Source organism: Roseateles sp. P5_E4 (genome assembly GCF_054049255.1).
On the sequence record NZ_JBFUMS010000007.1, the window covers coordinates 168,316 to 192,095 of the forward strand.

Genomic DNA, 23,780 nt, shown 5'->3' on the forward strand with positions numbered 1-23,780 from the left:
GCGAGGTCTCAGGCCTCGGCAATTGCCGCGATGGACACCTTCAGCCCCGGGACGCGCGCCGGCAGCTTGGCGCCCTGGCGGGCCGGCGGGTTGACCGGGAACCAGCGCAGGTATTCCTCATTCATGCCGGCGAAGTCATCCTCGTCCGCCAGCACGATGGTGACGCTGACTATTCTGTCCATGGCGCTGCCTGCAGCGTCGAGGATGGCGGCGATGTTGGTCAGGCACTGGCGGGTCTGTTCCTGCACCGTCGTGCCGACGAACTGGCCGGTCTCGGGATCTGTCGGCGCCGTGCCGGACACGAAGACCAGCCCCGCCGCCTTGACGGCCTGGCTGTAGGTCGGCGGCGGCTTGGCGGCCTTGGGGGTGTAGACGATGTCGCGGGGCATGGGAGGTCCTCTTCACGCGGGTTGGTGCTGGGTGCCGGCGCCCATCGTGATGAAGAACATGCGGCTGGGCCTGTACACCTTGGCCGTATGCCAGACGCCGCGCGGCACGACAACGGCGCCGCGGTCGGTGATGCGCTGGGCGGTGGCAACGCCTTCGGCGGTCTCCATCAGGAATTCGATGTCGCCGTCCAGCAGATAGACGAACTCCTCGCCGTTGGGGTGCATCTCCCAGCTGCCCCAGTCGGCGTCACAGAGGAACTCCGACACCAGCCAGTCCTTGCCCAGTGCGTCCAGGGCTTCCTGCGGCTGGGCCCAGAATTCGCGGCCGCCCACCTCCTGGCGGATTCCGCCGGCAGCGTCGAGCAGGGCATAGGTTTCGTCGGGCAGGAACTTCATCGGGCGGCCTCCTGGCGCCGATTGTGCGGGTCGGGTGTGCAACATGCCGCAACCGGGCGGCTTGAAATGTGTGGGGGTGGCGGCATGTGGGACGCATGCCTTCCGTCATCAAGCTCGCTGTCCCCGCCGAACTGCTGTCCCTCGTGCGCCTGGCCCAGTTGCTGCAGGCGCTTGAAGGCCAGGGCCACGCGGCCGATCCTCACCAATACCAGCTGCTGGTTCAGAAGCTCGGCGCCGAACTGCGCGAGCAGCAGGGCCACGAGATGTTGTCGGGCCTGCTGGATCACTTCCCCGCTGCGGCCGAGGTCTACGAGAACCTGCAGTATGGCCATGCCGGCCTGGTGCGGGCGCCGCTGGAGATGTCGCTGAGTTCCGAGCTGGCGGCGCGCGAGTTGCTGGGCCGCATCCGCAAGGACTGATCAGCTGCGCCGCAGCGCGATCTCGAACACGACGCCGTCGGCGACATTGCGCGCCGCGATGCTGCCGCCCATCTTGGCCAGATAGGTCTTGGCAACGAACAGCCCCTGGCCGCGACGCTGCCCGTTCTCCGGCTCGGCGTCGCTGACGCCGTAGTCGAAGATGCGCGTGAGCTGGTCGTCGGCGATCTGCGGGCCCTGGTTGTGGATGTCGATGATGGACAGCTCGCCTTCGATGCGCAGCGCCAGCGTGACGGGTGTGCCGGGCACGCGGTAGCGGTCAGCATTCGTCAGCACATGGGTGATGGCGTCTTCCAGCGGGTATTCGTCGGCCTGCACCCAGACGGGATCGCCCGGCGCATAGGCCACATTGGCGATGCCCGCATAGGCCGCGTTCCCGGCCACCTGGCGCAGGAAGGCGTCCAGGTCCAGCCGGCCCACGGCCAGCGTCGCGGCGGCGAGGGCCTCGCTCGGTGAGGCCTGGCCGTAGAGCACCTTGACGGCCTGCTGCATGCGCTGCACATAGCGCCGGCTCGGATCGGCTTCCGATCCGTGCAGCAGCATCAGCGACTGCAGCGGCGACATGATCTCGTGGCCCACGGCATGCCATTGGTCGTGCTCGCGCTCGGCACGCAGCTGCTCGCGGCGCAGGCTGTCGCGGGCGTGCTGCAGCAGGTCCGACAAGCTGCCGGCCAGGATACCCAGCTCATCGCTGCCGCGCAGGTCGGCCACGTCCAGGGTGCCGAGCTCGAAGCGCTCGGGCGACTGCAGCTGGTGCGACAGCGCGGCGGCGCGTTTCGTCAGCATCGCGACGCGGCGGATCAGGCCCATCTCGATGATGAGCCAGGCCAGCGCTATTGATCCCAGCATCGCGCCCACGGGCCAGGCCAGGCGGGCAGCGCTGGCGCTCAAAGACCGGTCCAGTCCTTGCAGGTCACCGCTCAGCGTGATGTCGAAGCGGCCCGCCGGCGTCGTCACGCTGTCCCGGGCCTGCAGCCTGCGCGGCGTGGCCGGCGCGGGCAGGTGCTGGATCAGGGCCGTCAGCCAGGGCGACGGCGGTGTGCCGGTTTCGTCGGCGCCCTGCAGCAGCGCGACGACGTTGCTGCCGCGGGTGATCCTCAGCGTCTCGCCGGGCGCCAGCGTGCCGGACAGCCGCGCCAGCGACAGCGGCGCTTGAGCCGCGGCACTGCTGCTGTCGAACAGCACGGTGCCGCCAGGGCCGAGCAGGGCCAGGCGCAGGCCGGTGCGGGACAGGTCCGCGGGCGGCCATTGCGGCCCGCCGGGGCGGAACAGCGCCTCGCGAAAGGCCTCGACCGGCAGGCGGATCGAGACCGTCGTGCGGCGCGGGCAGGGCTCGGCCGTGCTCAGGCAGGGGCCTTCACGCCAGACCCAGCCACGGAAGTCGCGTTGCGGCCGGGCCTTGTGCGGCAGCGTCGCGGTGTTGCCGGCCTCGTTGACCGTGAAGCCGGGCAGCTGGCCGCGCTGGGCGTCCAGCATCTCGACGGGAGCCAGCCAGTACTGCTCGGCGCCGTCGCGCTTCAGGCTGATGCGCACGCGGTGCACGTCGGCCAGGTCCAGCGTGCCGCGCTCACGGGAGACCAGCGGCGGCGCATCCAGTGCCGCCACGAGATAGATGAAGCCGCCCGCATAGGCATTGCTGCCCACTGCCGTGCACAGGCTGGCGCCGCCCGGGTATTGCAGTGCGCAGCCGGCCATCTCAACGGCTCGCTGGGCCTTGGTTGCGTCGTCAAAGTCGATGGCCGCGAAAGGCAGCAGCAGCGGCGCGACCCAGCCGGCCTCGACCTGGGCCGGCTCGGGGTTCATCAGCGCCAGCTGGCCCGACGGGTGGCGCAGCTGCGCCACGATCTCGGCCAGGGACTTGGCAAAGGTCTGCTCGTAGCGCTGCGCGTTGCGCTGGCGCTCCTCGTTCAACAGGGCCAGGGCCAGGGCCAGCGTGGCCAGGGCCAGGGCGATGAAGACGAGGTGGAAGACGATGCGGTTGCGGAAGGCCGCGACGCCCAGACGCGGCATGTCTGGCAGTGGAAAATCCACCCGGCCGAGCTTCATCCGCCGGGCGTCCAGCGGAAGCCGCGCATCGGGATGTTCTCGATGCCGTCAAACGTCGGGTCCACATCCCTGAACGCATCGCGGATGGTCGCCACATGCTTGCGCACGTTGTCGCGGTTGCGGCCGCTCTTGACGACGTCGAACAGCTCCTCGTAGCTGACCACCTCGCCGGCGCGCGCGTGCAGGGTCGCGAGGATGCGCTGGGCCGTCAGCGGCAGGTTGATGCGCTGGCCGCGCCACATGGGGGTGCGCTGCTTCAGCGGGTCGAGCTGCAGGCTGCTGTCCTCGGCCTTGGCGATGGCCTTGACGGGTTCCTTCAGCCGAGCCGTGCGCAGGATGTCGAGGAAGGTCTCGATGAACTCGGCTTCGTCGAAGGTCGTCTTCTGCAGATAGTCCCAGGCGTCCAGCGCCTTCATGATGCTGCGGTAGATGGCCGCCGGCATGGCCGACACCACCAGCACCGGCGTGCCCAGGCCCTGCTTGTTGATCTCGTTGATCAGCGCCACGCCGGCATTGCGCTCGCGGCCCAGCTCGATGTCGAGCACGACGAGGTCATAACGCTCGCGCAGCAGGGCGGCCTCAGCGGCGTCGCGGTCGAACCATTGGTCGACGGTCAGCTCGGGGCGGGCGGTGCGAATCCAGCCGGCCAGCTGTTCGCTGGTGGTGGGGTCGTCTTCGATGACGGCGATGCGGGGCATGCGGTGATTATGTGGAGGCCTGCACAGCCGGTCGCGGAAGGATTCTTCCGCTTGGCCGCCATGGCTTAGACGTGGCGGAGCCAGCCCTTCAGCACTGCCTGCAGCGCAGGCAGCTTGGCCGTGAAGTCGACTGCAGAGGTGAATTCGACTTGTGCGCGGTCCTTGCCCAGCCACTTCAGCAGGCCGGCGGGATCCGTGATCTGCAGGCCGCCTTCGGGCAACTCGCGGGCCTTGGCGCCCAGGTGCAGGATCAGGCCCAGGCCGGTCTTGCTGCGCAGATGGGTGGTGGCGAAGTAGTCGCTCGTGCGCCAGCTCGGCGCATTCCATTTGATGCCTTCGGCGATGGACGGGTCCACGGCGAGGATGGCCCGGCGCAGTGCCTCGATCTCTGGCTTGAAGGGGTGGTCGAGCGTCGCCATGAACCGGTCCACGGCGGCGGTGGTGTCGGCGGTGGTCAGCTTGGGCATGGCGGGATTCTGGCGAAAAGGCCGGCGCCCGCTGCATGTCGCTTCGACCGGCGAATGCGCCGCAGAATCTGCAGTTCACTGAACTGCGGCTCGCCTACATGATCACCTGCTATCTGCGCTACGTCATCGATCCCAACAAGACCAAGGAATTCGAGCACTACGGCAAGCTCTGGCTGCCATTGGTCGCGAAGTTCGGCGGCACGCACCATGGCTACTTCCTGCCGTCGGAGGGCGCCAACAACATCGCGCTGGCCTTGTTCTCTTTTCCGTCTCTGGCGGCCTACGAGGACTACCGCAACCGCTCGCTTCAAGACCCGGAATGCCAGGCTGCCTTTGCATATGCGAAGGAAACGCAGTGCTTCCTGAGCTACGAGCGCAGCTTCTTCAGGCCCGTGCTGGCGAGCGATGCCTAGGCTTCCCGATCACTGATCGGCGGTGGCGCCGGCTGAGCGACCGTCCTATGCTCGATGCCCGGCCAAACCGGCACGAGCGAAAGGACTGCATATGCTGAACAGCGCTCCCGTCACGACGATGCTGCCCGTGGCCGACATGGCCCGGGCGCGGGCTTTCTATGAAGGCTGCCTGGGGCTGGTGCCCGGCGGCCTGAAGCCGGATGGCAAATTCGTCTACAGCGTGGCCGGCAGCACGCTGGCTCTCTTCCCCAAGCCGGGCGGCACCAAAGCCGACCACACGGCCATCAGCTTCAAGGTGGACGATATCGCTGCCAGCATCGCCGAGCTCAAGCGGGCGGGCGTCGTCTTCGAGGACTACGACTTCCCGGACTTCAAGACCGTCGACCACGTCTGCGTGCTGGGGTCAGAGAAGGCGGCCTGGTTCAAGGACACGGAGGGCAACTACCTCTGCATCCACGAGGATCTGGCTTAGCCGCCAATCACCCCGCAGGCCACACGTGCGCCGCCGCCACCCAGCGGCATGGGGTGGTCCGAATGGTTGTCGCCGCCGGCGTGCACCATCAGTGCGTGGTTCTTCACGTCGGCCAGCTTGAGACGCGGGCCCAGAACGGGCGAAGTGGCCGTGCCGTCGGCGGCCGCGTAGAGCGGCGGCAGGTCGCCCAGGTGGCCATCGCCCCAGGGCTCGCCATGCTTCTTCGTGCCCTGCGGGTCGAGGTGGCCGCCGGCGGCACCGGCCGGCACGACGGCGCCGTTGCTCTCGGCGGGCGCGCAGGAGGGCTTCTCGTGGACATGGAAGCCATGCAGGCCGGGCGGCAGGCCCTTCAGCTGAGGATAGAAGGCCAGGCCATAAGGTGTCTCGACAATGCGGACGGTGCCGAGCGCGGCGCCATCGCCCTGCTTTTCGGCCAGGTTGAGGGTCACGGTGGCTTCGGCGGCCACGGCCAGCGAGCTGGCAAGCAGGCAGGCGCCGGCGATGAACAGGCTTTTCATGAGGTCTCCTTGGTAGGTTGCCAAGCGTAGGCACTGGCTCACGGCGTTCGAATGTGACATGTACCGGCTTGACGGTACATGTCGTCTGCGTTGAGGGGATGGCCCACGAAGGTGGATGCTGACATGTCCGGAAGATTCCTTCCATGACGTCGGAAGACACTCACCGCGCGTCGCTCTCGTCCCTTCCCGCATGACTGGGAACCATGGCCGCCATGCATCGAACACCGATGCACATCGCCCAAGGAGCCCATCATCATGCTGCAACGCCTCAAGACCCTCGCCGCTTCCATCCGCCACGCCTTCAGCCGCGGAGCCAGCCGCGGCCTTGAAGCTGCCCCCACGGCCGCCCGTTCGCTGCGCCGCGCCCTGCCTCCGCTGCTGATCCTGACGGCCGTGACCGGCGTCGGCTATGCCGTCGTCACCCACCCGCCCCTGCAGGCCGTGCCCCACGGCCAGGCCGCGCTGCGCACCAACCAGTTCAGCGGCGGCACCAGTGAGTTCCGCGAAGGCAGCTTCATCCGCATCCCCGGCCTGCACGAGGTGCGCCTGTTCCCGCTGCGCGATCAGAGCTACCACCCTGAAGCCATCGCCAAGGCCCAGGGCTCGGCGCCGCTGCAGTCGGTGGAAGGCCTGTCCCTGGGCCTGGACATGAATGTGCGCTGGGCCGTGGATGAGAAACGCCTGGCCGAGCTGTCGCGCAAACTGCCCGACAACATCGAGGCCGACGTCATCGCGCCGGCCGTGCAGGCCGTCGTCTACAAGCAGATCGCCAAGCGCACCGTGCGTGAGATCTTCTCCAGCCAGCGCGCCGAGATCGCCGCGGCGCTGGAAGCCGAGTTGCGCGCCAAGCTGGCCGCCGACGGCATCGTGCTCAAGGGCGTGCAGATCGGCTCGGTGGACCTGCCGCCCGACTATCGCCGCGGCATGGACAGCCTGTTGGCCGACAGCCTGGCCAGCGAGCGCATGCGCTACACGCTGGAGATCGCCGACAAGAAGGTCAAGGAGACCGAGCTGACCGCCGCCGCCGACAAGGTGCGCCGCGAGACCGCCGCCGAGGCTGCCGGGCGCGAGCAGATCATTGCTGCCAAGGCCCAGGAAGAGGCCATGAAGCATGTGCTGCCCTTCAAGCAAAAGCAGATCGAGCAGCGCGCTCTCGAGGCGCAAGCCGACAGCGCCGCGCGCATCCAGCAGGCCGAAGGCCAGGCCAAGGCGCGTCGCATCGAGGTCGACGCCGAGGCCTCTGCGCGCCAGAAGCTGGCCGATGCCGAGGCCTACCGCCTGGGCCAGGTGGGCAAGGCCAATGCCAGCCAGATGGCGGCCGAGGGCGCGCTGCTGACCAAGCACCCGCTGCTGGTGCAGAAGGCCATGGTCGACAAGCTGTCGGACAAGGTGCAGGTCATCATTGCCCCGCCTGGTTCGGGCGGCTTCATCGGCAGCGCGCTGCTGGGTGGCACCTCGGCTCAGCCGAGGGCTGCTGAAGCCACCACGGAGAAGGAGTAAGCCATCATGCGTCGCATTGCGCTGATCGTCGTCGCCTCCGCCGTCGCCGCCGTCGTCATGACCAAAGCTGAAGCCGCGCCTTCCGCCGAGCTGCCCGCGTTCCCGCGCGCCGGCCTGGTGGTGCAGGACGCGCCGCTGCGCGGTGCGCCGCGTGACACCGCCTCGCTGCAGACCCAGATGGCGCGCGGCGAGGCGCTGGAGATCCGCGCCGAGCGCGGCGATCACTGGCAGGTCTGGGACTACCGCCGCGAGCGCGGGGGCTGGCTGCGCAAGGGCCAGATCCTTGTGGTGCCGCGTGGCGAGGGCGCCAGCGCCGAGCTGCTGTCGCAACTGCGCCTGGCTCGCCAGCAATGGGGCACCGAGGGCCTGGGGCTGGGCCTGGCCGCGGCCTATGTGCAGCTGGCCACGCCGGCCGAGTTCGCCGGCCCCGGCGGCGCCGAGGCGCTGGAGGCCATGGGCATGTTCGCCGAGCGCATTGCCGACCGTGCCTCACAGCCGGCCGCCAAGCCGACCGAGGGCCAGTTGGCCGCGCAGATGGAGGTGGCAGCGCGCTATGGCCTGAAGTTTGAGTCCTTCGACGTGGAAGAGGGTCGCGTGCAGGTCTGCTACGACGGCGAGGCCTTCCGCCGCCTGCTCGTCACGGCCGCCACGCCCGAGCAGCGCGTGCATGCGGTGCTCGCCCTCACGCGGCCCGACTGCCTGAACCCACGTGCCACGCCGCGCGAGGCCGAGGCGCGTGACCAATGGCGCCAGCAGGTGCTGGCCCAGGTCGATGCGGCCAGCCTGCCCGCCTACTGGAAGAACCGTCTGCTGATGCGCCGCGCTTCAGTCGCCGCCAGCCTGGCCTTTGCCCAGGCCCGCCGTGGCGCCGGTGGCGAAGCCGTGCCGGCTCTGGCCGAGTTTGCCGGCATCACGCCGACCGAGCTGACCGAGGACGACCAGGCCGCCTATGCCGACGCCGCGATGCGCGTGAACGCGGCGCGCTGGCTGGGCACGGCCGCCACGGCACGTGACTTCGGCGCCGTGCAGCTCGCGCTGCAGCCAGGTGCGGACGGAGAGCGCTGCGTGGAGTTGAAGGAGGGCGGCAAGCTGGCTGCGCGCCGCTGCAGCTATGGCCAGATCGCGCTGGCCTCGGCCTCGCTGAACCGCGAGGGCCGTGCTCTGGCCCTGGCCGCCCAGCCGCTGGATGGCTGGCGCGAGCTGTGGGTGTTCCTGAAGGAGCCGGGCAGGAACGGCGGCTGGCGCATCGAGGTCATGCCGCCGGCGCCGGCCCAGCCGGGCCTGGGCGTGGCCGAGTTCGCCGGCTGGGTGCCGGGTGGCGCGCAGATGCTGCTGGCCCGCGAGTTCCGCGCCGAGGGCAAGTACCGCCGCAGCTTCGAGGTCGTGTCGCTCAGCAACCTGGCGACCGAACGCCAGTCCAGCGAGCCGGCATTGATGGGCGCCTTCCAGCGCTGGGCCGACCCCGCCTGGCGGGGCAGCTCGCCGATGCGGCGTTGAGCGAAACCTCGCTGGCGCTTCGGCTGTGGCTCATGACGCCGTTCAACCCAACTGCCAGGAATGAGATTCGACAGGCGCCAGAATGCCGGCCTGTTGCCACGGACTGCGGAACCCGACCATGCCCCAGATGCTGCTCATCGTCGAACCCACGGGCCAGCGCGCCGAACGCGGCCGCGTTGCCGGCGAGGCTGTCTACCAGCGCATGCTGGACTTCACCGCCGAACTCAAGGAGACCGGCCTGCTGCTGGGCACCAACTCCCTGGGCACGGCGGCCAAGCGCTATGCCAAGCGCAGCGGTGACGCCCAGGTCTGGGACGGCCCATTTGCCGAGGCCAAGGAGATGGTGGGCGGCTATTTCCTGCTCGACACCGAAGACCCCGCCGTTGCCATGGCCTGGGCCGAGCGCTGCCCGGCCGCGGAGTGGGCCACCGTGGAGATCCGCGGCGTCGGGCCTTGCTACATGTAGGCCTCCCGTTCAGCGCCGCCGCCGTGCCAGCACCGCCAGGCCACCGAGCATCAAGGCCCAGGTTCCCGGCTCGGGCACGGCGGCGATGCGCAGGCTCAAGTCCACCGTGTCGCCATTGAAGACCCCGTCGGCGCCGAAGCCGACGGCGAAGTCCAGGTGGTCGCCGGCGGCGAGCACGAGGGTCTGCGAGAACGACGACCCGGGGTGGAACGCGTCGAGCGCGACGGCGTGCAGCGCCAGCTGGTTCCTCAACACGTGGACGTCGGTCAAGCCGACGTCGTCGCGCGTGAAGGTGGCCTCGACGCGGAAGCTGCCCGCCTGCGGTGCCGTCCATCGCACGATGCTGAGCCGGCCGTCGTTGCCCGGGTGCAGGCCCAGCTCTCCGGGCAGGACAGCGCCGCTGCTGTAGTCGATTGCGGCGGCGGTGCCGTTGTGGAACACCAGCGGGTACATGCCGGGAAAGGTGAGCCCGCCGGCATTCCAGCTGCTGGCGCCGTAGAACACCGTGCCGGGCGTGCCATAGGCCTCGAAACTGCCGCCCAGCGTCGCCGTCGAGCCATAGGCCCACGGCCCCGTGGGGTTGGCCGCGCTGGAGAAGTCGGCCGCGGCGTCGAACACCTGGGCCGAGGCCAGCAGCGGCGCCACTGCCAGTGTGGCGAGAGCCACGGCGCGAGGAAGACGGGTGCAGCGCAGGGAGAAGGGGTTCATCGCAGGGGCCTGGATCGTGGAGACACCACCAATGTGCCGGGCCACCGTCTCCGCTCCGTCTCCAAGGTGCTGGCGGACTAGGTAATTTCCCTGAGCATGTCGATTCGGGCAGACCTGCATCGTCGTGCAAGTGAAGGCCGCGAAAGCCGCCGCCTCGTCACCAGGAGACCCGCCATGCGATTCATGATCCAAGTCCGCGCCCGAGCCACCAGCGAGCGCGGCGACCCGCCCGGCCCCGAATACGCCAAGCTGTTCGAGGAGATGGGCGCCTTCCACGAGGAGATGGCGCGCGCCGGCGTGCTGCTCGACGGTGCCGGCCTGCGGCCCAGCCGCGACGGCTGGCGCCAGCACTATGGCAAGGACGGCAGCCGCACCATCATCGACGGCCCCTTCGCCGAGACCAAGGAGCTGATCGCCGGCTACACGCTGATCCAGGTGCGCTCCGTCGAAGAAGCCCGCGCCTGGGCCAGCCGCTTCCCGCAGCCCTTCCTGAGCGAGGACTGCGAGATCGAGGTGCGGCGGCTCTATGAAGACGCCGATTTCGCCCCCGGCGGCGACATGGCCATCCGTGCCGAATGAGGAGCGCACCATGAGCAACCTCACCATCATCTTCATCTGCCTGGGTGTCGCCCTCGTGCTGCTGCTGGCCTATGCCGCCACCCGGCCCGACGTTTTCCGGGTCGAGCGCCACGTGCGCATCGCCGCACCGGCCGACAAGGTCTGGCCCCTGGTCAGCGAGTTGCGCGCCTTCAACCGCTGGAACCCCTATGAGCGCAAGGACCCGCTGATCAAGAGCGCCTACAGCGGCGCCTCGAGCGGCATCGGCTCCCGCTACGACTGGGACAGCAAGGAAGTTGGCAGCGGCAGCCTGGAGATCGTCAGCCAGCAGCCCGGCCGCGCCGTGCAGATGAAGCTGGATTTCGTGAAGCCCTTCGAGGCCCACAACCAGGCCGAGTTCGTGCTGCAGCCCACGCCCGACGGCGCCACCGAGGTGCGCTGGGCCATGCACGGCCCGGCCAACTTCATCAGCAAACTGATGGGCGTCTTCATCGACATGGACAAGATGGTGGGCCGCGACTTCGAGGCCGGCCTGCAGAACCTGCGGCAGCTCTCGGAGGCCCAGACGTCATGAGCGCCGCCCGGCCGTCCGAAGGCGCTCAACTCCCGCTTGGCGGGACAGCGCGCAGCGCGAAGGGTGCCCGATGACCGACCTCGACTTCAGCATCGACATTGCCGCCCCGGTCGCACGGGTCTGGGACTGCATGTTCGACCTCACCGCCTACCGCGACTGGACCCGCGCCTTCGCCGAGGGCTCCTATTTCGAAGGCAGTTGGGCGGCCGGCCGCCGGCTGCGCTTCCTGGACCCGCGCGGCTTTGGCATGGAGGCTGTCGTCGACGAGAACTTGCCGTACGAACGACTGTCACTGCGGCTGGTGGGCGAGATCAAGGACGGCCGGCCCGTGGCCGACAGCCGCCTGCATGCCGAACCGGCCCACGAGCGCTATGTCTTCAGCGCCACGCCCGAAGGCGGCACCTGCCTCGTCGTGCACCTGCAGAGCTGGGACGACGGCTTCACCGATTTCCTGAACGACACCTGGCCCAAGGCGCTGGTGCGCCTCAAGGACCTGTCCGAATCCGTTCACTGAAAGGAACCACCATGCAGATCAAGATTGCGAGCGTCATGGTCGATGACCAGGACAAGGCCCTGGCCTTCTACACGGGCAAGCTCGGCTTCACCAAGATGGCCGACATCCCGATGGGCCCGACCTACCGCTGGCTGACCGTCGTGTCGCCCGACGGCATTGCCGGCGTCGAGCTGGCGCTGGAGCCCATCGGTTTTGCGCCGGCCAAGGTCTACCAGAAGGCCTTGTTCGAGGCCAACATCCCGGCCACCGCCTTTGTCACCGAGGACGTCGAGGCCGAAGCCCGCAAGCTGCGCGAGCGCGGCGTCGTCGTGCGCGGCGAGCCCGAGAACATGGGGCCGATCAAGGCGGTCATGTTCGAGGACGGCTGCGGCAACCTCATCCACCTCGTCCAACCCCTCGTCAAACCCGAGTGAGCATCACCATGCACAAGCAGATCTACGTCAACATGCCCGTCAAGGACCTGGCCAAGAGCAAGGCCTTCTTCGAGGCTGTGGGCTACAAGTTCAATCCGCAATTCACCAACGACAAGGGCGCCGGCATGGAGCTGGGCGAGAACCTCTACGCCATGCTGCTGGCCGAGGACTTCGCCAGGACCTTCACCCCCAAGGCGTTCCCGGACGCCAAGACCGCAACCACGGGCTGGGTGTGCCTGAGCTGCGAAAGCCGCGAGGAGGTCGACGCCTTGGTCGCGAAGGCGAAGGCTGCCGGCGGCAACATCCCGAGCGAGCCGCAGGACCATGGCTTCATGTACGGCCATGGCTTCGAGGACCTGGACGGGCACCACTGGGAACTCGTCCACATGAGCGGCATGCCGCCGCAAGCCTGACCCCGCAACGTCAAGGAGACGACCATGCAGATCCAGCAAAAACTCGCACCCTTCATCTGGTACCAGCGCGGTGCCGAAGACGCGGTGGCGCACTACCTGAAGGTGTTCGGCGCCGACAAGGGCCGCATCATCCACACCCAGCGCTGGGGCCAGGACTCGCCCGGCGAGGCCGGCAGCGTCATGCTGCTCAACTTCGAGCTGTTCGGCGTGCACATGACGGCCTTCAATGGCGGTACCCACTTCAAGCTCGACGAGGCTTTCTCGTTGACCGTCGCTTGCGAAGACCAGGCCGAGATCGACAAGCTCTGGGAGCAGTTGCCCGCGGGCGGTGGCAAGACGTCGGAATGCAGCTGGCTGAAGGATGCCTGGGGCCTGTCCTGGCAGATCCTGCCCGCAGCCTGGTTCGACATGATCCGGGACCCCGACCCGGCCCGCGTGCAGCGCGTCTTCCAGGCCATCTGGCGCATGCAGAAGATCGATCTCGCGGCCCTCAAGCGCGCCTACGACGGCACCTGAAGCCGTGAGCCATGCTGAACTTGCCGCCGGCGTCTGGCGCATCGAGCGCAGCCGCCTCGTGGGCGCGGCGGCCAAGATGCTGCGCGACCTCGACGAGGCCGAGGACTGTGCCCAGGACGCCCTCATCGCTGCCATGGAGAACTGGCCGCGCGACGGCCAGCCCAACAACCCTGCCGCCTGGCTGATGACCGCCACCCGCAACAAGGCCCTGGACCGGCTGCGCCGCCGCGCGATGCTGGAGCGCGAGCATGAGCACCTCGCGGCCGACGATGAGGCCGCCGGCACCCACGTCGTGCCCGACTTCGTCGACCACCTCGACGCCGCCCGTGACCAGGCCGAGATCGGCGACGAGCAGCTGCGCCTGATCTTCATCGCCTGCCACCCGGTGTTGCCGCGCGAGGCCCAGGTCGCGCTGACGTTGCGCCTGCTCGGCGGCCTGGAGACGCCCGAGATCGCACGCGCCTTCCTGCAGCCCGAGGCCACCGTGGCGCAGCGCATCGTGCGCGCCAAGAAGGCCCTCAACGGCCAGGCCTACGAGCTGCCGAGCGCCGACGAGCGCGAGCAGCGCCTGGGCGCCGTGCTGGCGGTCGTCTACCTGATCTTCAACGAGGGCCACAGCGCCGGCAGCGGCGCCAGCCTGCTGCGCCCGGCCCTGTGCGACGAAGCCCTGCGCCTGGTGCGCCAGCTGCAGCACCTGCTGCCCCAGGACGCCGAGGTGCATGGCCTGGCCGCGCTGCTCGAGATACAGGCCTCGCGCCTGCCCGCGCGCATGGATGCCCAGGGCCGCCCGGTGCTGCTGCCCGACCAGGACCGCCGCCGTTGGGACCCGCTGCTGATCCGCCGCGGCCTGGCGGCGCTGGAGCGCGCGCTGAGCCTGGGCGAGCCGGGGCCCTACACGCTGCAGGCGACGATCGCCGCCTGCCATGCCCGTGCGGCGCGCGCCGAGGACACCGACTGGCACGCCATCGTCGGCGGCTACGACCGCCTGCTCGCCCTCAACCCTTCGCCGGTGATCGCGCTGAACCGCGCCGTGGCCGTCAGCTTCGCTGATGGGCCGGCCGCCGCCTGGCCGCTGCTCGAGCGGCTGGCCGCCGAGCCGCAGCTCAAGCGCTACCCCTTCCTGGCCGGCGCGCAGGCCGACGTGCTGGAGCGCCTGGGCCGTATCGGCGAAGCGCGCGAGGCCTATTTGCGGGCCGCGGAGCTGACAGACAACGAGGTGCAGCGCGAGCTGCTCACGGAACGGGCCAGGCGACTGGCCAACTGAACAGGAAGAATTTCCATCATGACCATCACCATCACCGCCTTTGATCGCTCGCCCGACCGCGGCATGGGGCTGGCGCGCGACACGCGCGTGCGCTGGGCCCTCGAGGAAGTCGGCCTCCCCTACGACGTTCGCCTGGTGCCCATGCCGGCAATGAAGCAGGCCGCGCACCTGGCGCTGCATCCCTTCGGCCAGATCCCCACCTACGAGGAAGGCGATCTGACGCTGTTCGAGACCGGATCCATCGTGCTGCACATCGCCGAGCGCGGGCCGGGCCTGTTCCCCGCCGACGCCAACGCCAGGGCGCGTGCCATCACGTGGATGTTCGCCGCGCTCAACTCGGTCGAGCCGCCCATCCTGGAGCTCGTCATCGTCAAGTTCGCCGAAGGCGACAAGCCCTGGAAGGACGAGCGCCAGCCTCTCGTCGAGAACCGGGTGCGTGCGCGGCTGACCCAGCTGGCAGCCCGCCTGGGTGATGCCCAATGGCTGGACGGTGACTTCAGCGCCGGCGACCTGCTGATGGTGTCGGTGCTGCTGCGGGCCCGGCCGTCCGGCCTGCTCGATGAGTTCCCCAGCCTGGCTGCCTACGTCGCCCGCGGCGAGGCGCGGCCCGCCTACCAGCGCGCCTTCGCGGCACAACTGGCCGTCAACACGCGCCCGGCCTAGGCCTGGGCCGGTTTCTGGCGAGCCGGCGGGGGAGGCTATTTCCGCCGGATGTACTTGACGACGGCCAGCACCCCCAGGGCCAAGGCCACCAGGGGCCAGCTGCCGGGCTCCGGCGTCGGGCAGGGCGGCGTGCCCGGCTGGCCGCAATTGGCCTGGGCCTGAGCCAGGGCGGGCAGCAAAGCCATGCCGGCCACGGCCGCGCGGCTCATCAGGGTGGACAGGGTGCTCATCGTTGTCTCCTTGCCCGGAATCCCTCCGGTGTGAAGAGCTTGGGCGGCGCCTCGGCAGGTTTCAACCGGACTTGTCCTGCAAACGGGTGGCAGACCCCGCAGATCCGGGGGAGGTTCGCCTTCGGCTGATGACGGCCGCGCGACTGTGCACACCCACGAGAGCCGCCAGGCCTGCCGGCTCGGTCGCTCAGAAGTCGCCGCCGCTGAAGCGCGTGTCAGGCAGCTGCAGCAGGCTGCGCAACTGCAGCCGTGTCGAAGGCCAGGCCGTCAGCGGCGGATTGACGGAGTCCAGGTGGGCCTCGCGCGCAGCGCCCAGGCCCTGGCGGTGGGCCAGCTCGACGAAGGCCTGGGTGGCGTCGCGCGGCAGGGCTTGGGCGAACAAAAAGCCCTGGCCCAGACTACAGCCCAGCTCGGTCAGCACCTGGTGCTGCTCGGCGGTCTCGATGCCCTCGGCCACCGTGTGCAGGCCCAGGGCCTCGGCAAGGTCGTGGATGGCCGCGACGATGGCGCGTGCCGTCGGGCCGGCCCGCGGGTGGTCGAGATCGGCGATGAAGGCGCGGTCGATCTTGAGCTGGTCCAGCGGCAGGCGGCGCAGATAGGCCAGCGACGAGAAGCCGGTGCCGAAGTCGTCCAGCGCAGTGCGCACACCCAGGGCGCGCAGCCGCGTCAGCAGGTCGATGGCGTGTTGGCTGTCCTTCAGCAGGGCCGATTCGGTCAGTTCGATCTCCAGGCGGTCGGCAGGCAGGCCGGTGCGCTCCAGCGCCTCCAGCACATGCAGCTCGATGGGGCTGCGCTCGAACTGCAGGGCCGACACGTTGACGGCGACGCGCAGCTCGCCCGGCCAGCGCGCTGCGTCGCGGCAGGCGATGAGCAGAGCCCAGGCGCCGATGGTGATGATGAGGCCGCTGTCTTCGGCCAACGGGATAAACACGGCCGGTGGCACCAGGCCGCGCACGGGATGGCGCCAGCGCATCAGCGCCTCGAAGCCCCGCAGCTTGCCCGTGGCCAGCTCGATCTGTGGCTGGTAGTGCATCTCCAGTTGATCCGCGTCCAGCGCCAGCCGCAGGTCGGCCAGCAGGGCGAGGCGGTCCTGGGCGGCCTGCTGCAGGGCCGGCTCGTAGAGCACGAGGCGGTCGCGCCCGGCGGCCTTGGCGGCGAACAAGGCCAGGTCGGCAGCGCGCAGCAGCGGGTCGGCCGCCTGGGCATGGCGTGGCGCGCAGGCCGCGCCGATGCTGACGCGCACGTCGATCTCGTTGCCGTCGATGGAAACCGGCACGCGCAGGGCCGAGCGCAATTGCTTGCCCAGGCGCTGCATGGCTTCGGGGCTGAGCTCGCCGCGCAGCAGCACGGCGAATTCGTCGGCGCCCAGCCGCGCGACCAGGTCGCCGTTGCCGCGCCGCGCTGCCAGGCTGTCGTGCAGCCGCTCGCCCACGGCGGCCAGCAGGTGGTCGCCGGCGGCATGGCCCAGGCTGTCGTTGACCTGCTTGAAGCAGTCCAGGTCCAGCAGCAGCACGGTGCACGGCGAGATGGGCCCGCCGCCGCCGAGATAAAGGGCCAGGCGGCGGTGGAACTGATGGCGGTTGGCCAGGCCGGTGACGGTGTCCTGGTCGGTCAGGCGCAGCAGCTCGCGTTCGCGCTCGCGCACCTCGCTGATATCGCTGCCCACGCCGCGCCAGCCGCCGTCGCCTTCCAGGCGCCGCCCGCTGAGCGTCCACCAGACATCCTCGCCGCCAACCCGCAGATGCAGGGCGTGATCGCTCAGCGGTTCGGTCGCCAGCAGCGCGTCGCCCAGTCGGTCCAGGCGCTGCTGGGCGTCGGCGTTGTTGGCGGGCAGCTGGTGGGCCAGTACGGCCAGCAGCGGCTCGCCGATCAGGTCCTGCGCCCGCTGGCCCAGGCTTTCGGCCATGCGCTGCGAGACATGGCGCAGCCGGCCGTCGCGGCCCAATTCCCACAGCCAGTCGCTGGCGTGATGTTCGAAGTCGCGCAGCAGCAGCGACACCGTGAGCCGGTCCCGTGCGGCCTCGTGCTGGGCGTGGCGGCCCAGCAGGAAGAGGCGGGCATTCAGCAGTGCCGCCATGCACAGCGCGATGGCGTACAACGGCAGCAACGGCAGCAGCCCGTCCATCCAGGGAAGCGGCAGCAGCGCGATGCCCACGGCCAGCGTGCCGCAGGCGCCCAGCACCCAGCCGATGGCCACGGCGGGCAGCAGCGCGAACATCCAGGCTGCGGCGGCAATGGCGCCGGCCGCGGTGGCCACCAGCGGCGCGTGCAGGCCGGGCTCGGCCTGCTGGGCAACCTGCAGCAGCAGCACCGCGTCCAGCACGCCGCCGGCAAAAAGGTCCAGCGCCAGCAGCAGCCCGGCACGGATGCCGCGCGGCGGCGCGTCGGGTGGGCGGCGGTGGCGTTCATGCCGCCACAGCGCGAAGTTGAAGCCGTTGAGCGCCACCAGTGCCATCAGCGTGGGCGCGACGGGTAGCAGGTCAATGCGCCCTTTCAGTGCCACCAGCAGCAGCGCGATGGCGATGGCCGTGGCCACGACCGAGGCAGGCAACTGGCCGACGACGGCGCGCCACTGGTCGTCCCGCAGCTTGGCCGCCTCTGCCGGATCGCCCGGCACCTCCCAGGCGGCGTGGATCAGCCGCTTGAACCCCGCCAGCGGCCACCGGGCAGGCAGTGCAAAAGGGGGCAGTGGCTCGGCCATGGCGAGCCGATCCTAGGCGGGCCCTGGCCGGCGTGGGTGTGACGCAATGCCGATTCGTCCGCAATCAGCGCGGCGCAAGCTTCACGGGCCCAGGGTCAGCGCTGTGCCGTGTTCTCGCGCACCATGCGCTGCATCAGCGTGAAGAAGCGGTCGTAGAACTCGCCCGCGGGAATGGTCTCGGAGGCCACCTTGACGAGGGAGTCATCGCTCGATGACAGCGGCACCGAGATCGAGCCCAGCGCGCTGACGCCGAGGCTGGCGGCCTGGTTGCTTTTCTTCAGCGCGTAGCGGTCCTGCTGGGCGCTGACATAGGCCGTCGCGATCTGCTGCTTGGGGCCATCGCCGACGCAGACAACGTTGAATGCGATCTCCACATGCACCTCGCCCGCGGGCTGGAAGTGCTTGGCACCGCGCACGACGCCGCTTTCCGCCTTGCTGATCACATAGCCCTGGCTGAGCAGGGCGCGCCGGGCGGCCTCGCAGGTGTCGTCGACATTGGCGTCGAACAGCCGCGAGAAAGTCTCCTCGGCAGCAAAGCTCTCACCCTGGTAGACCGATTTCTCGGCTTTCGTCGACCTGGAGGGCAGGCCGCCGCAGCCAGCCAGCAGCGTGAGGAGCAGGAAGGCGGACAAGGTCAGGGAGCAGAGGCGATGCATGGGTCGATTATTCCGTCCGCGAAAGGGCGCTTTGTTGCCGGGCGGGCGCCGGGGCCCGCGCGCAACGCCGCCGGGCCGGGATCCGATGACAGGGACATTCAGGGGAAGGTGCGGCATTCAGCGTGCCCATCAGCCGGGCAGACGGAACGCGAAGCGGCAAGGCTGCCACGGACGGTGCAGGCAGGCGGCAATGTAAGCGCGGGCTCACAACGCTGAACTCTGCGATGCCCATCCGGACCGGCATCGACCGTTGATCGGGTTTTGCTTCATATGCGGCCATTGAGGGCGAAGATGCGCCGCATGAAGCGCCGTACCTTTGCATTCGCCGCACTGCTGCCGGCTCTGGCCTGGGCCGAAGAGACTGCTGAGTCCGCGTTCGGCGGCCATGGCATGGCCGTGTTCGGCGGCCGCGAGGGCCTGTATGCCTCGCACCTGCCGATGTTCCACACGCCGCATGACAGCCAGGTGCTGCTGCGCTTTCACCTCGCCGATGCGGCGGCCGACAAGGCACTGCGCGAGACCTTGGCCCGCCAGCCCAGCTTGTGGACCTTCGACCCCGAGGCCTTTGACCTGCTGCGCTTCACACCAGGCCACGCCAAGCCGCTGCGCGAATTCAAGGCGCGCTTCTTCGCGGGCCACTTCGAGCGTGGCGGCAAGCCACAGTCGGCCGAGCAGCGCGTCGTCGTCGATGAGGTGATGCTGTTTCGGCGGCTGAGCCCCGCTCAACGCGAGGCATCGACCGGGCGCTATCGGCTGATCGGCAAGGGCAGCGAGTGGTTCGCGGTCAAGACCATCGACCGCCGCCCGGACTTCGACCACATCGTGCGCCTGAAGGCACCCCAGGTCCGCGGCGAGGTCGATGTGCCGCTGCAGGGCGTCGCCAGGCCTGGCGCCACTGTCCAACGTGCCTTCAAGGCCAAGGGGCTGACCGAGATCTACTTCGAGACCGACGACCTGCGCTGAGAATCGCTTCCAACCCAGGAGGCTTTATGGACAACCCCAGCGTGACCCTGATCCAGCGTCAGGGCTACCAGTTCGAACACCATTACGCACCGGAGCTGCCGGTGCTGCTATCGGACGAGCCCGTGCCCTTCGGCACCGGGCTGGGGCCCGATCCGGTCGAACTGCTGGCCTCGGCCATCGGCAATTGCCTCTCCGCGTCGCTGTGGTTTGCCTGCCAGAAGTACAAGGACGACCCCTCGCCGCTGCGCACCGAGGTCAAGGCGACCGTCGGCAGGAACGAGCGCGGGCGCAACCGCGTGCAGGGCCTGGCGGTGGACCTGCACCTGGGCAAGCCAGCCGACCAGCTCGGCCACATTCAGCGTGTGCTGGACACCTTCGAGGACTTCTGCACCGTCACGCAGAGCGTGGCGCCGGCCATTCCCGTGACGCTGCGCGTGCTGGACAGCACTGGTGCGGTTCTGAAGCCCGCCGCGGCCGTGTGAATTCTTTGCGGGTCGAGCGCCGGGCCGCTCCCTAGCCGGTCCGCGCTGGCGATGTGCTTGCGGTTCGATACCGCGAGCATCGCCGTCCCCTCGGGGGACCGGCCAAGGTACTCCTTGGCCGAGGGGCTTCATTTTTCTAAGCGGGCATTTCCAGGCCGAGTTCCTTCAGGATCGCCTCGCGCAGCGCATCCATTTCCGGGCTGATCAACCGCCTCGGGTGCGGCATGTCCAGCTCGAAGCGGGCCTGGATGCGCGTGGGCCGGGGCGACAGCACGAGGATGCGGTCGGCCATGTAGAGGGCCTCGTCGACGTCGTGGGTGATGAGCAGCACCGTGTGCTTTTCTTCGGCCAGGATGCGCAGCAGCTCGTTGCGCATGCGCAGGTTCATCAGCGCGTCCAGCGCCGAGAAGGGCTCGTCCAGGTACAGGATCTCGGGCTTGACGATGAAGGCCCGCGCCAGCTCCACGCGCTTGAGCATGCCGCCCGACAGCTCGTGCGGGTAGGCACCTTCGAAGCCCTTGAGCCCCACCATGGCGGCGTAGTGATCGGCCAGCTTGACGCGCTCGGCATCGACGCCATGCTCCTGGCCGGTCAGGCCGAACATCAGGTTCTGCTGCACGGTCAGCCAGGGGAAGACCGAGCCGTATTGCGAGATGACGATGCCCTGTGGGCTGGGGCCGGGATGGGGCTGGCCGTCGATCAGCAGCGAGCCGCCGTCGGTCTTTTCGAAGCCCGCGAGGATGTTCATCAACGTCGACTTGCCGCAGCCGGAAGGGCCGACGATGGCGACGAACTCGCCTTCGGCGACGTCGAAATCCACACCCTGGATGACGGGCAGCTGGCCGCCCTTGGCGGACTTGAAGCTCTTCGTCAGACCATTGACAGCGATCTTGGGAGTCTTGTTATCGGACATAGCGCCACCGCACGGTCTTGAGTTTTTCGAGCAGGCGGGTCACGCCGTCCAGCAGCAGGCCGATGACGCCGATGAGGATCATGCTGGCGATGACGAGGTCATAGCGGTTGCCGGCATTGCGCGAATCCATGATGAGATAGCCCAGGCCCGAGCGCAGCGCGATCATCTCGGCCGCCACGACGACCAGCCACGCCACGCCGATGCCGATGCGCATGCCGATGATGATTTCCGGCAGCACGGCCGGGATGACGACGCGGCGGAACATCACCGCGCGCGACACGCCGAAGTTGGTGGCCGCGCGCAGGTAGCGCCGATCGATGGTGTGCACGCCCGAGGTCGTCTGAACGATCAGCGGGAACACGGAGGAGATGAAGATCAGGAAGATGGGCGAGGTGTCGCCGACGCCGAACCACAGGATGGCCAGCGGGATCCAGGCGATCGGCGAGATCGGCCGCAGCATCTGGAAGATCGGGTTGAAGGTGCGGTAGGCGCCGGCCACCCAGCCCATCCACAGGCCCAGCGGGATGCCGATCAGCATGGCCAGGCCGAAGCCGATGCCCACGCGCATCAGCGACGCGGTGATGTGCTCCCACAGCGTGCCGTCCTGGGCCAGCTCCAGCGTGCCGGTGACGACGGCCCAGGGTGTCGGGAAGATGGGGCTCTCGGTGTAGACGACGATGCCCCACCAGGCCGCGATCACCAGGGCAATGACCGCCAGCGGCGGCAGGATTCGATTCAGGCGCAGGTTCACCGCCCCTCCTTCCAGTGGTTCTTCATGAAGCGTTGCCAGCGCCATTGCAATGCTGGCCAGCCGCGCGCTGGCGTTGGCGCGACGACGACGGCCATCTGGCCGCTGGCATGTGCGCTGCAGGCAAAGCTGTAGCTCGAGGCGACCTCGAAGGGCAGGCGAAAACTCTGCCCCGGCATGATTAGCACGGGGCCGAACTGCTGCGGCACCTCGTCGCGGTTGCGCAGCAGCAGCACGTCGTTCAGGCCCAGCGTCAGATCGATGCGGTCCGGCAGGATCTCGACCTTGTCGCCGGCCATGCGGCGGGCATAGGTGCCTTGCGGGATCTCGAACAGTTCGTCGCGCGTGGGCAGCTCGATGGGCGCCAGCGCCGCCCAGGCCACCAGGGCCAGCGGCAACGTGACCGGCAGGAGCCAGACCCAACGCTTTCTCACTTCGAAGCCAAGAGCAGCTTGAGGTCGTGCACGAAGTCCTTGGCCTCATGGCCATAAGGCATCATGGCCCGCAGCTTGCCGGTGCGGTCGATCAGCCAGACCGACGTGGAGTGGTTCATGCCGTAGGCGTTGCCTTGCTTGGGCGCGATCTTCTCGGCGACGACGCCATAGCGCTTGCGCATCGCGGCCAGCTTGTCCGGTGCCTCGGTGCCGCCGATGAAGGTCGGGTCAAACGCGGTCAGGTATTGGCGGATGCGCGGGATGTCATCGCGCTCGGGGTCCACCGTTACGTAGACGACCTGCACGTCCGCCGCGTCGGTGCCCAGCTGCTTGCGCGCCTGGGCGAGCGTGGCCAGCGTCGTCGGGCAGACCTCGGGGCAGTGGGTGAAGCCGAACACCAACAGCACCAGCCTGCCCTTGAAGCGGGCGAGATTGAGGGCGGCACCGTCGCTGCCCTGGAGAGCGAATTCGGGCGCTGCCTGGGCGGGCTCGAAGACGCCGGCCTTCAGCGTCGGCGCAGCCTGCGCCGTCAAAGGCAGCGCGGCCCACAACAGGGCGCGGCGTTTCATATCGGGATGGGCGCGGCCTTGGCCGCCTTGACGAAGCTGTCGTCCACGTATTTCTCGTAGGCCACCGGGGCCTTGAGCGTGCCGGCCTCGATGGACAGCTGCATCAGGTCGTCGAACTCGGCGCGGATCATGCGCAGGTCGCCATAGGTGACGCGGTCCGTCGGGTTCTCCATCACGAAGCGCAGGATGTTGGGGTCCTGGTTGAAGAACTTGCGGCCGGCGGCGATCTGGATGGCCTTCTCGCGGTTGGCGGCCTGCAGGTCCAGCCAGTTGCCGGCACCCTGCACGTGGTTCACCAGGTCCTGCACCAGCGGCCGGTTCTCCTTGATGAGCTCCTCGCGCACCGTCAGCACACAGCAGATGTAGTTGCGCCATTCGTCGCGCGTCATGCGCAGCGGCCTGGCATAGCCGGCGCGCTGGGCCGAGGCGCCGAAGGGCTCGCCGGTGCAATAGGCGTCCACGGCCTTGGCAAAGAGGGCGGCCGGCATGTCGGGCGGCGGCATCTCGACGATCTGGATGTCCTTGGGCGTCATGCCCTCCTGGGCCAGCATCTTGCGCAGGAACAGAAAGTCCACCGCGAAGCGGCTGGGGATGGCGATGCGCTTGCCCGTCAGATCCTTGAACTTCTTGTAGGGCGAGTCGGTGCGCACCATGATGACGGCGCCCGAGCGGTGGCCCAGCGAGACGATCTTGACGGGGATCTTCTTGTCGGCCAGGTCCATGACCAGCGGCGCCAGCATGTAGGCGGCCTGGATGCCGCCGGTCATCAGCGACTCCTTGATCTCGGGCCAGCCGTTGTACTTGCTGTACTCGAACTGGAAGGCCGAGCTGCCGGAGGCCTTGTTGGACGCCAGGCGTGCCGAGCAGGCCACCGGCAGCGTCAAGTTGCAGGTGACCGGCAGGCCGCCGACGATCAGCGGGCCGGAAGCGGCCGCCGCGGGCAGGCCCAGCGTCGGCAGCGCTGACGCCAGCGCGCCGCGCAGCAATTGCCGGCGATCAAGGCCGGCGGGTGGGGATTCAGGCAGTTCGTGAGTCATGACCAGGGCGCATGACTTTGCCAACTTCTAGGGGGCTGTCCATGCGGGCTGACCGAATTGTGCCTACGTACCTACTTTGAAACTGCACCGCCGCCAGGCCTTGCGGCGGCTGGCGGCGGTGCATG

The 23,780-nt window shown here is 68.9% G+C and carries 31 protein-coding genes; 16 read left to right on the forward strand and 15 right to left on the reverse strand.

Translation table 11 applies throughout. The features are described 5' to 3' along the window. Positions 1-8 precede the first annotated feature (8 nt). Positions 9-389 carry a RidA family protein gene (locus ACXJLH_RS15375; RefSeq protein WP_457445025.1) on the reverse strand — a complete coding sequence of 127 codons (381 nt, stop codon included), beginning with the start codon at positions 387-389 and terminating at the stop codon, positions 9-11. A gap of 12 nt (positions 390-401) precedes the next feature. Next, positions 402-785, reverse strand: a complete 384-nt coding sequence (locus ACXJLH_RS15380) for a cupin (protein WP_457445027.1) — start codon at positions 783-785, stop codon at positions 402-404. 95 nt (positions 786-880) lie between these two features. Between ACXJLH_RS15380 and ACXJLH_RS15385 the strand changes: the two genes are divergently transcribed. After that, positions 881-1,204, forward strand: a complete 324-nt coding sequence (locus ACXJLH_RS15385; RefSeq protein WP_056191141.1) for a hypothetical protein — start codon at positions 881-883, stop codon at positions 1,202-1,204. On the opposite strand, the gene ACXJLH_RS15390 is transcribed toward ACXJLH_RS15385, so the two are convergent. The 3 genes from ACXJLH_RS15390 to ACXJLH_RS15400 form a co-directional block, all read right to left on the reverse strand. Further along, the gene (locus ACXJLH_RS15390; protein WP_457445029.1) at positions 1,205-3,232 is read right to left on the reverse strand and encodes a sensor histidine kinase; all 2,028 of its coding nucleotides are present in this window, start codon (positions 3,230-3,232) and stop codon (positions 1,205-1,207) included. 32 nt (positions 3,233-3,264) lie between these two features. Further along, complete coding sequence (locus ACXJLH_RS15395) at positions 3,265-3,966, reverse strand: response regulator transcription factor (RefSeq protein ID WP_457445031.1); 702 nt, start codon at positions 3,964-3,966, stop codon at positions 3,265-3,267. Between the two features lie 65 nt (positions 3,967-4,031). Continuing rightward, positions 4,032-4,433 (reverse strand): DUF1801 domain-containing protein, encoded by a 402-nt coding sequence (locus tag ACXJLH_RS15400; protein ID WP_457445033.1) that lies wholly within the window; start codon positions 4,431-4,433, stop codon positions 4,032-4,034. A 98-nt stretch (positions 4,434-4,531) separates the two neighbouring features. On the opposite strand from ACXJLH_RS15400, the gene ACXJLH_RS15405 reads away from it, so the two are divergent. Together ACXJLH_RS15405 and ACXJLH_RS15410 are read left to right on the forward strand one after the other, a co-directional pair. Further along, a complete protein-coding gene (locus ACXJLH_RS15405) occupies positions 4,532-4,846 on the forward strand; it encodes an NIPSNAP family protein (RefSeq protein WP_457445235.1) in 315 nt (104 codons plus the stop codon). A gap of 91 nt (positions 4,847-4,937) precedes the next feature. After that, on the forward strand, positions 4,938-5,318 hold the full coding sequence (locus tag ACXJLH_RS15410; RefSeq protein ID WP_457353436.1) for a VOC family protein: 381 nt from the start codon (positions 4,938-4,940) through the stop codon (positions 5,316-5,318). Here the strand turns inward: ACXJLH_RS15410 and sodC are convergent. Continuing rightward, positions 5,315-5,836: a superoxide dismutase family protein gene (gene sodC / locus ACXJLH_RS15415; RefSeq protein WP_056191152.1), complete on the reverse strand. Its 522-nt coding sequence runs from the start codon at positions 5,834-5,836 to the stop codon at positions 5,315-5,317. The genes ACXJLH_RS15410 and sodC overlap by 4 nt on opposite strands. Positions 5,837-6,091: 255 nt before the next feature. Between sodC and ACXJLH_RS15420 the strand changes: the two genes are divergently transcribed. From ACXJLH_RS15420 to ACXJLH_RS15430, 3 genes are all read left to right on the forward strand, one after another. Beyond that, on the forward strand, positions 6,092-7,336 hold the full coding sequence (locus tag ACXJLH_RS15420; protein WP_056191154.1) for an SPFH domain-containing protein: 1,245 nt from the start codon (positions 6,092-6,094) through the stop codon (positions 7,334-7,336). Positions 7,337-7,342: 6 nt separating this feature from the next. Continuing rightward, positions 7,343-8,833 carry a hypothetical protein gene (locus tag ACXJLH_RS15425; RefSeq protein ID WP_457445035.1) on the forward strand — a complete coding sequence of 497 codons (1,491 nt, stop codon included), beginning with the start codon at positions 7,343-7,345 and terminating at the stop codon, positions 8,831-8,833. Between the two features lie 118 nt (positions 8,834-8,951). Then, positions 8,952-9,299 carry a YciI family protein gene (locus ACXJLH_RS15430; RefSeq protein WP_457322187.1) on the forward strand — a complete coding sequence of 116 codons (348 nt, stop codon included), beginning with the start codon at positions 8,952-8,954 and terminating at the stop codon, positions 9,297-9,299. Between the two features lie 9 nt (positions 9,300-9,308). On the opposite strand, the gene ACXJLH_RS15435 is transcribed toward ACXJLH_RS15430, so the two are convergent. Then, complete coding sequence (locus tag ACXJLH_RS15435; protein WP_457445037.1) at positions 9,309-10,007, reverse strand: PEP-CTERM sorting domain-containing protein; 699 nt, start codon at positions 10,005-10,007, stop codon at positions 9,309-9,311. Between the two features lie 174 nt (positions 10,008-10,181). On the opposite strand from ACXJLH_RS15435, the gene ACXJLH_RS15440 reads away from it, so the two are divergent. The 8 genes from ACXJLH_RS15440 (at position 10,182) to ACXJLH_RS15475 (ending at position 14,922) form a co-directional block, all read left to right on the forward strand. Beyond that, complete coding sequence (locus ACXJLH_RS15440; protein ID WP_057297547.1) at positions 10,182-10,586, forward strand: YciI family protein; 405 nt, start codon at positions 10,182-10,184, stop codon at positions 10,584-10,586. Between the two features lie 10 nt (positions 10,587-10,596). Continuing rightward, positions 10,597-11,139, forward strand: a complete 543-nt coding sequence (locus tag ACXJLH_RS15445; RefSeq protein WP_457353444.1) for an SRPBCC family protein — start codon at positions 10,597-10,599, stop codon at positions 11,137-11,139. 70 nt (positions 11,140-11,209) lie between these two features. Further along, positions 11,210-11,653, forward strand: coding sequence for an SRPBCC domain-containing protein (locus tag ACXJLH_RS15450; RefSeq protein WP_457445039.1), 444 nt, complete (start codon positions 11,210-11,212; stop codon positions 11,651-11,653). A gap of 11 nt (positions 11,654-11,664) precedes the next feature. Beyond that, a complete protein-coding gene (locus tag ACXJLH_RS15455; RefSeq protein ID WP_457445041.1) occupies positions 11,665-12,066 on the forward strand; it encodes a VOC family protein in 402 nt (133 codons plus the stop codon). An 8-nt stretch (positions 12,067-12,074) separates the two neighbouring features. After that, positions 12,075-12,479: a VOC family protein gene (locus ACXJLH_RS15460; RefSeq protein ID WP_457322366.1), complete on the forward strand. Its 405-nt coding sequence runs from the start codon at positions 12,075-12,077 to the stop codon at positions 12,477-12,479. Positions 12,480-12,503: 24 nt separating this feature from the next. Continuing rightward, on the forward strand, positions 12,504-12,995 hold the full coding sequence (locus ACXJLH_RS15465) for a VOC family protein (protein ID WP_457322368.1): 492 nt from the start codon (positions 12,504-12,506) through the stop codon (positions 12,993-12,995). Positions 12,996-12,999: 4 nt separating this feature from the next. Beyond that, positions 13,000-14,259 (forward strand): RNA polymerase sigma factor, encoded by a 1,260-nt coding sequence (locus ACXJLH_RS15470; RefSeq protein WP_457445043.1) that lies wholly within the window; start codon positions 13,000-13,002, stop codon positions 14,257-14,259. Between the two features lie 18 nt (positions 14,260-14,277). Next, entirely contained in the window at positions 14,278-14,922 is a 645-nt protein-coding gene (locus ACXJLH_RS15475; RefSeq protein WP_457445045.1) for a glutathione S-transferase family protein, read from the forward strand. A gap of 35 nt (positions 14,923-14,957) precedes the next feature. On the opposite strand, the gene ACXJLH_RS15480 is transcribed toward ACXJLH_RS15475, so the two are convergent. The 3 genes from ACXJLH_RS15480 to ACXJLH_RS15490 form a co-directional block, all read right to left on the reverse strand. After that, positions 14,958-15,152: a PEP-CTERM sorting domain-containing protein gene (locus tag ACXJLH_RS15480; protein ID WP_457445047.1), complete on the reverse strand. Its 195-nt coding sequence runs from the start codon at positions 15,150-15,152 to the stop codon at positions 14,958-14,960. Between the two features lie 187 nt (positions 15,153-15,339). Further along, on the reverse strand, positions 15,340-17,853 hold the full coding sequence (locus ACXJLH_RS15485; RefSeq protein ID WP_457445049.1) for a putative bifunctional diguanylate cyclase/phosphodiesterase: 2,514 nt from the start codon (positions 17,851-17,853) through the stop codon (positions 15,340-15,342). Between the two features lie 95 nt (positions 17,854-17,948). Beyond that, positions 17,949-18,509: a DUF2242 domain-containing protein gene (locus tag ACXJLH_RS15490; RefSeq protein ID WP_457322376.1), complete on the reverse strand. Its 561-nt coding sequence runs from the start codon at positions 18,507-18,509 to the stop codon at positions 17,949-17,951. Between the two features lie 300 nt (positions 18,510-18,809). Here ACXJLH_RS15490 and ACXJLH_RS15495 point away from each other — a divergent pair, with 300 nt between their 5' ends. After that, positions 18,810-19,472: a hypothetical protein gene (locus tag ACXJLH_RS15495; protein ID WP_457445051.1), complete on the forward strand. Its 663-nt coding sequence runs from the start codon at positions 18,810-18,812 to the stop codon at positions 19,470-19,472. Between the two features lie 26 nt (positions 19,473-19,498). Next, positions 19,499-19,954 carry an OsmC family protein gene (locus ACXJLH_RS15500; RefSeq protein WP_457322380.1) on the forward strand — a complete coding sequence of 152 codons (456 nt, stop codon included), beginning with the start codon at positions 19,499-19,501 and terminating at the stop codon, positions 19,952-19,954. Positions 19,955-20,090: 136 nt separating this feature from the next. Here the strand turns inward: ACXJLH_RS15500 and ACXJLH_RS15505 are convergent, their stop codons facing one another. Genes ACXJLH_RS15505 through ACXJLH_RS15525 form a run of 5 tightly spaced genes read right to left on the reverse strand, consistent with a single transcriptional unit; the run spans position 20,091 to position 23,655 of the window. After that, the gene (locus ACXJLH_RS15505; protein ID WP_057297562.1) at positions 20,091-20,867 is read right to left on the reverse strand and encodes an ABC transporter ATP-binding protein; all 777 of its coding nucleotides are present in this window, start codon (positions 20,865-20,867) and stop codon (positions 20,091-20,093) included. After that, positions 20,857-21,618 carry an ABC transporter permease gene (locus ACXJLH_RS15510; protein ID WP_235531765.1) on the reverse strand — a complete coding sequence of 254 codons (762 nt, stop codon included), beginning with the start codon at positions 21,616-21,618 and terminating at the stop codon, positions 20,857-20,859. Before ACXJLH_RS15510 ends, ACXJLH_RS15505 begins: the two co-directional genes overlap by 11 nt. After that, a complete protein-coding gene (locus ACXJLH_RS15515) occupies positions 21,615-22,049 on the reverse strand; it encodes a cupredoxin domain-containing protein (protein ID WP_457445053.1) in 435 nt (144 codons plus the stop codon). Before ACXJLH_RS15515 ends, ACXJLH_RS15510 begins: the two co-directional genes overlap by 4 nt. Continuing rightward, positions 22,046-22,618: an SCO family protein gene (locus ACXJLH_RS15520; RefSeq protein WP_457353450.1), complete on the reverse strand. Its 573-nt coding sequence runs from the start codon at positions 22,616-22,618 to the stop codon at positions 22,046-22,048. Before ACXJLH_RS15520 ends, ACXJLH_RS15515 begins: the two co-directional genes overlap by 4 nt. After that, on the reverse strand, positions 22,615-23,655 hold the full coding sequence (locus ACXJLH_RS15525; RefSeq protein ID WP_457353452.1) for an ABC transporter substrate-binding protein: 1,041 nt from the start codon (positions 23,653-23,655) through the stop codon (positions 22,615-22,617). The genes ACXJLH_RS15520 and ACXJLH_RS15525 overlap by 4 nt, the downstream gene beginning before the upstream one ends. Positions 23,656-23,780: the final 125 nt, after the last annotated feature.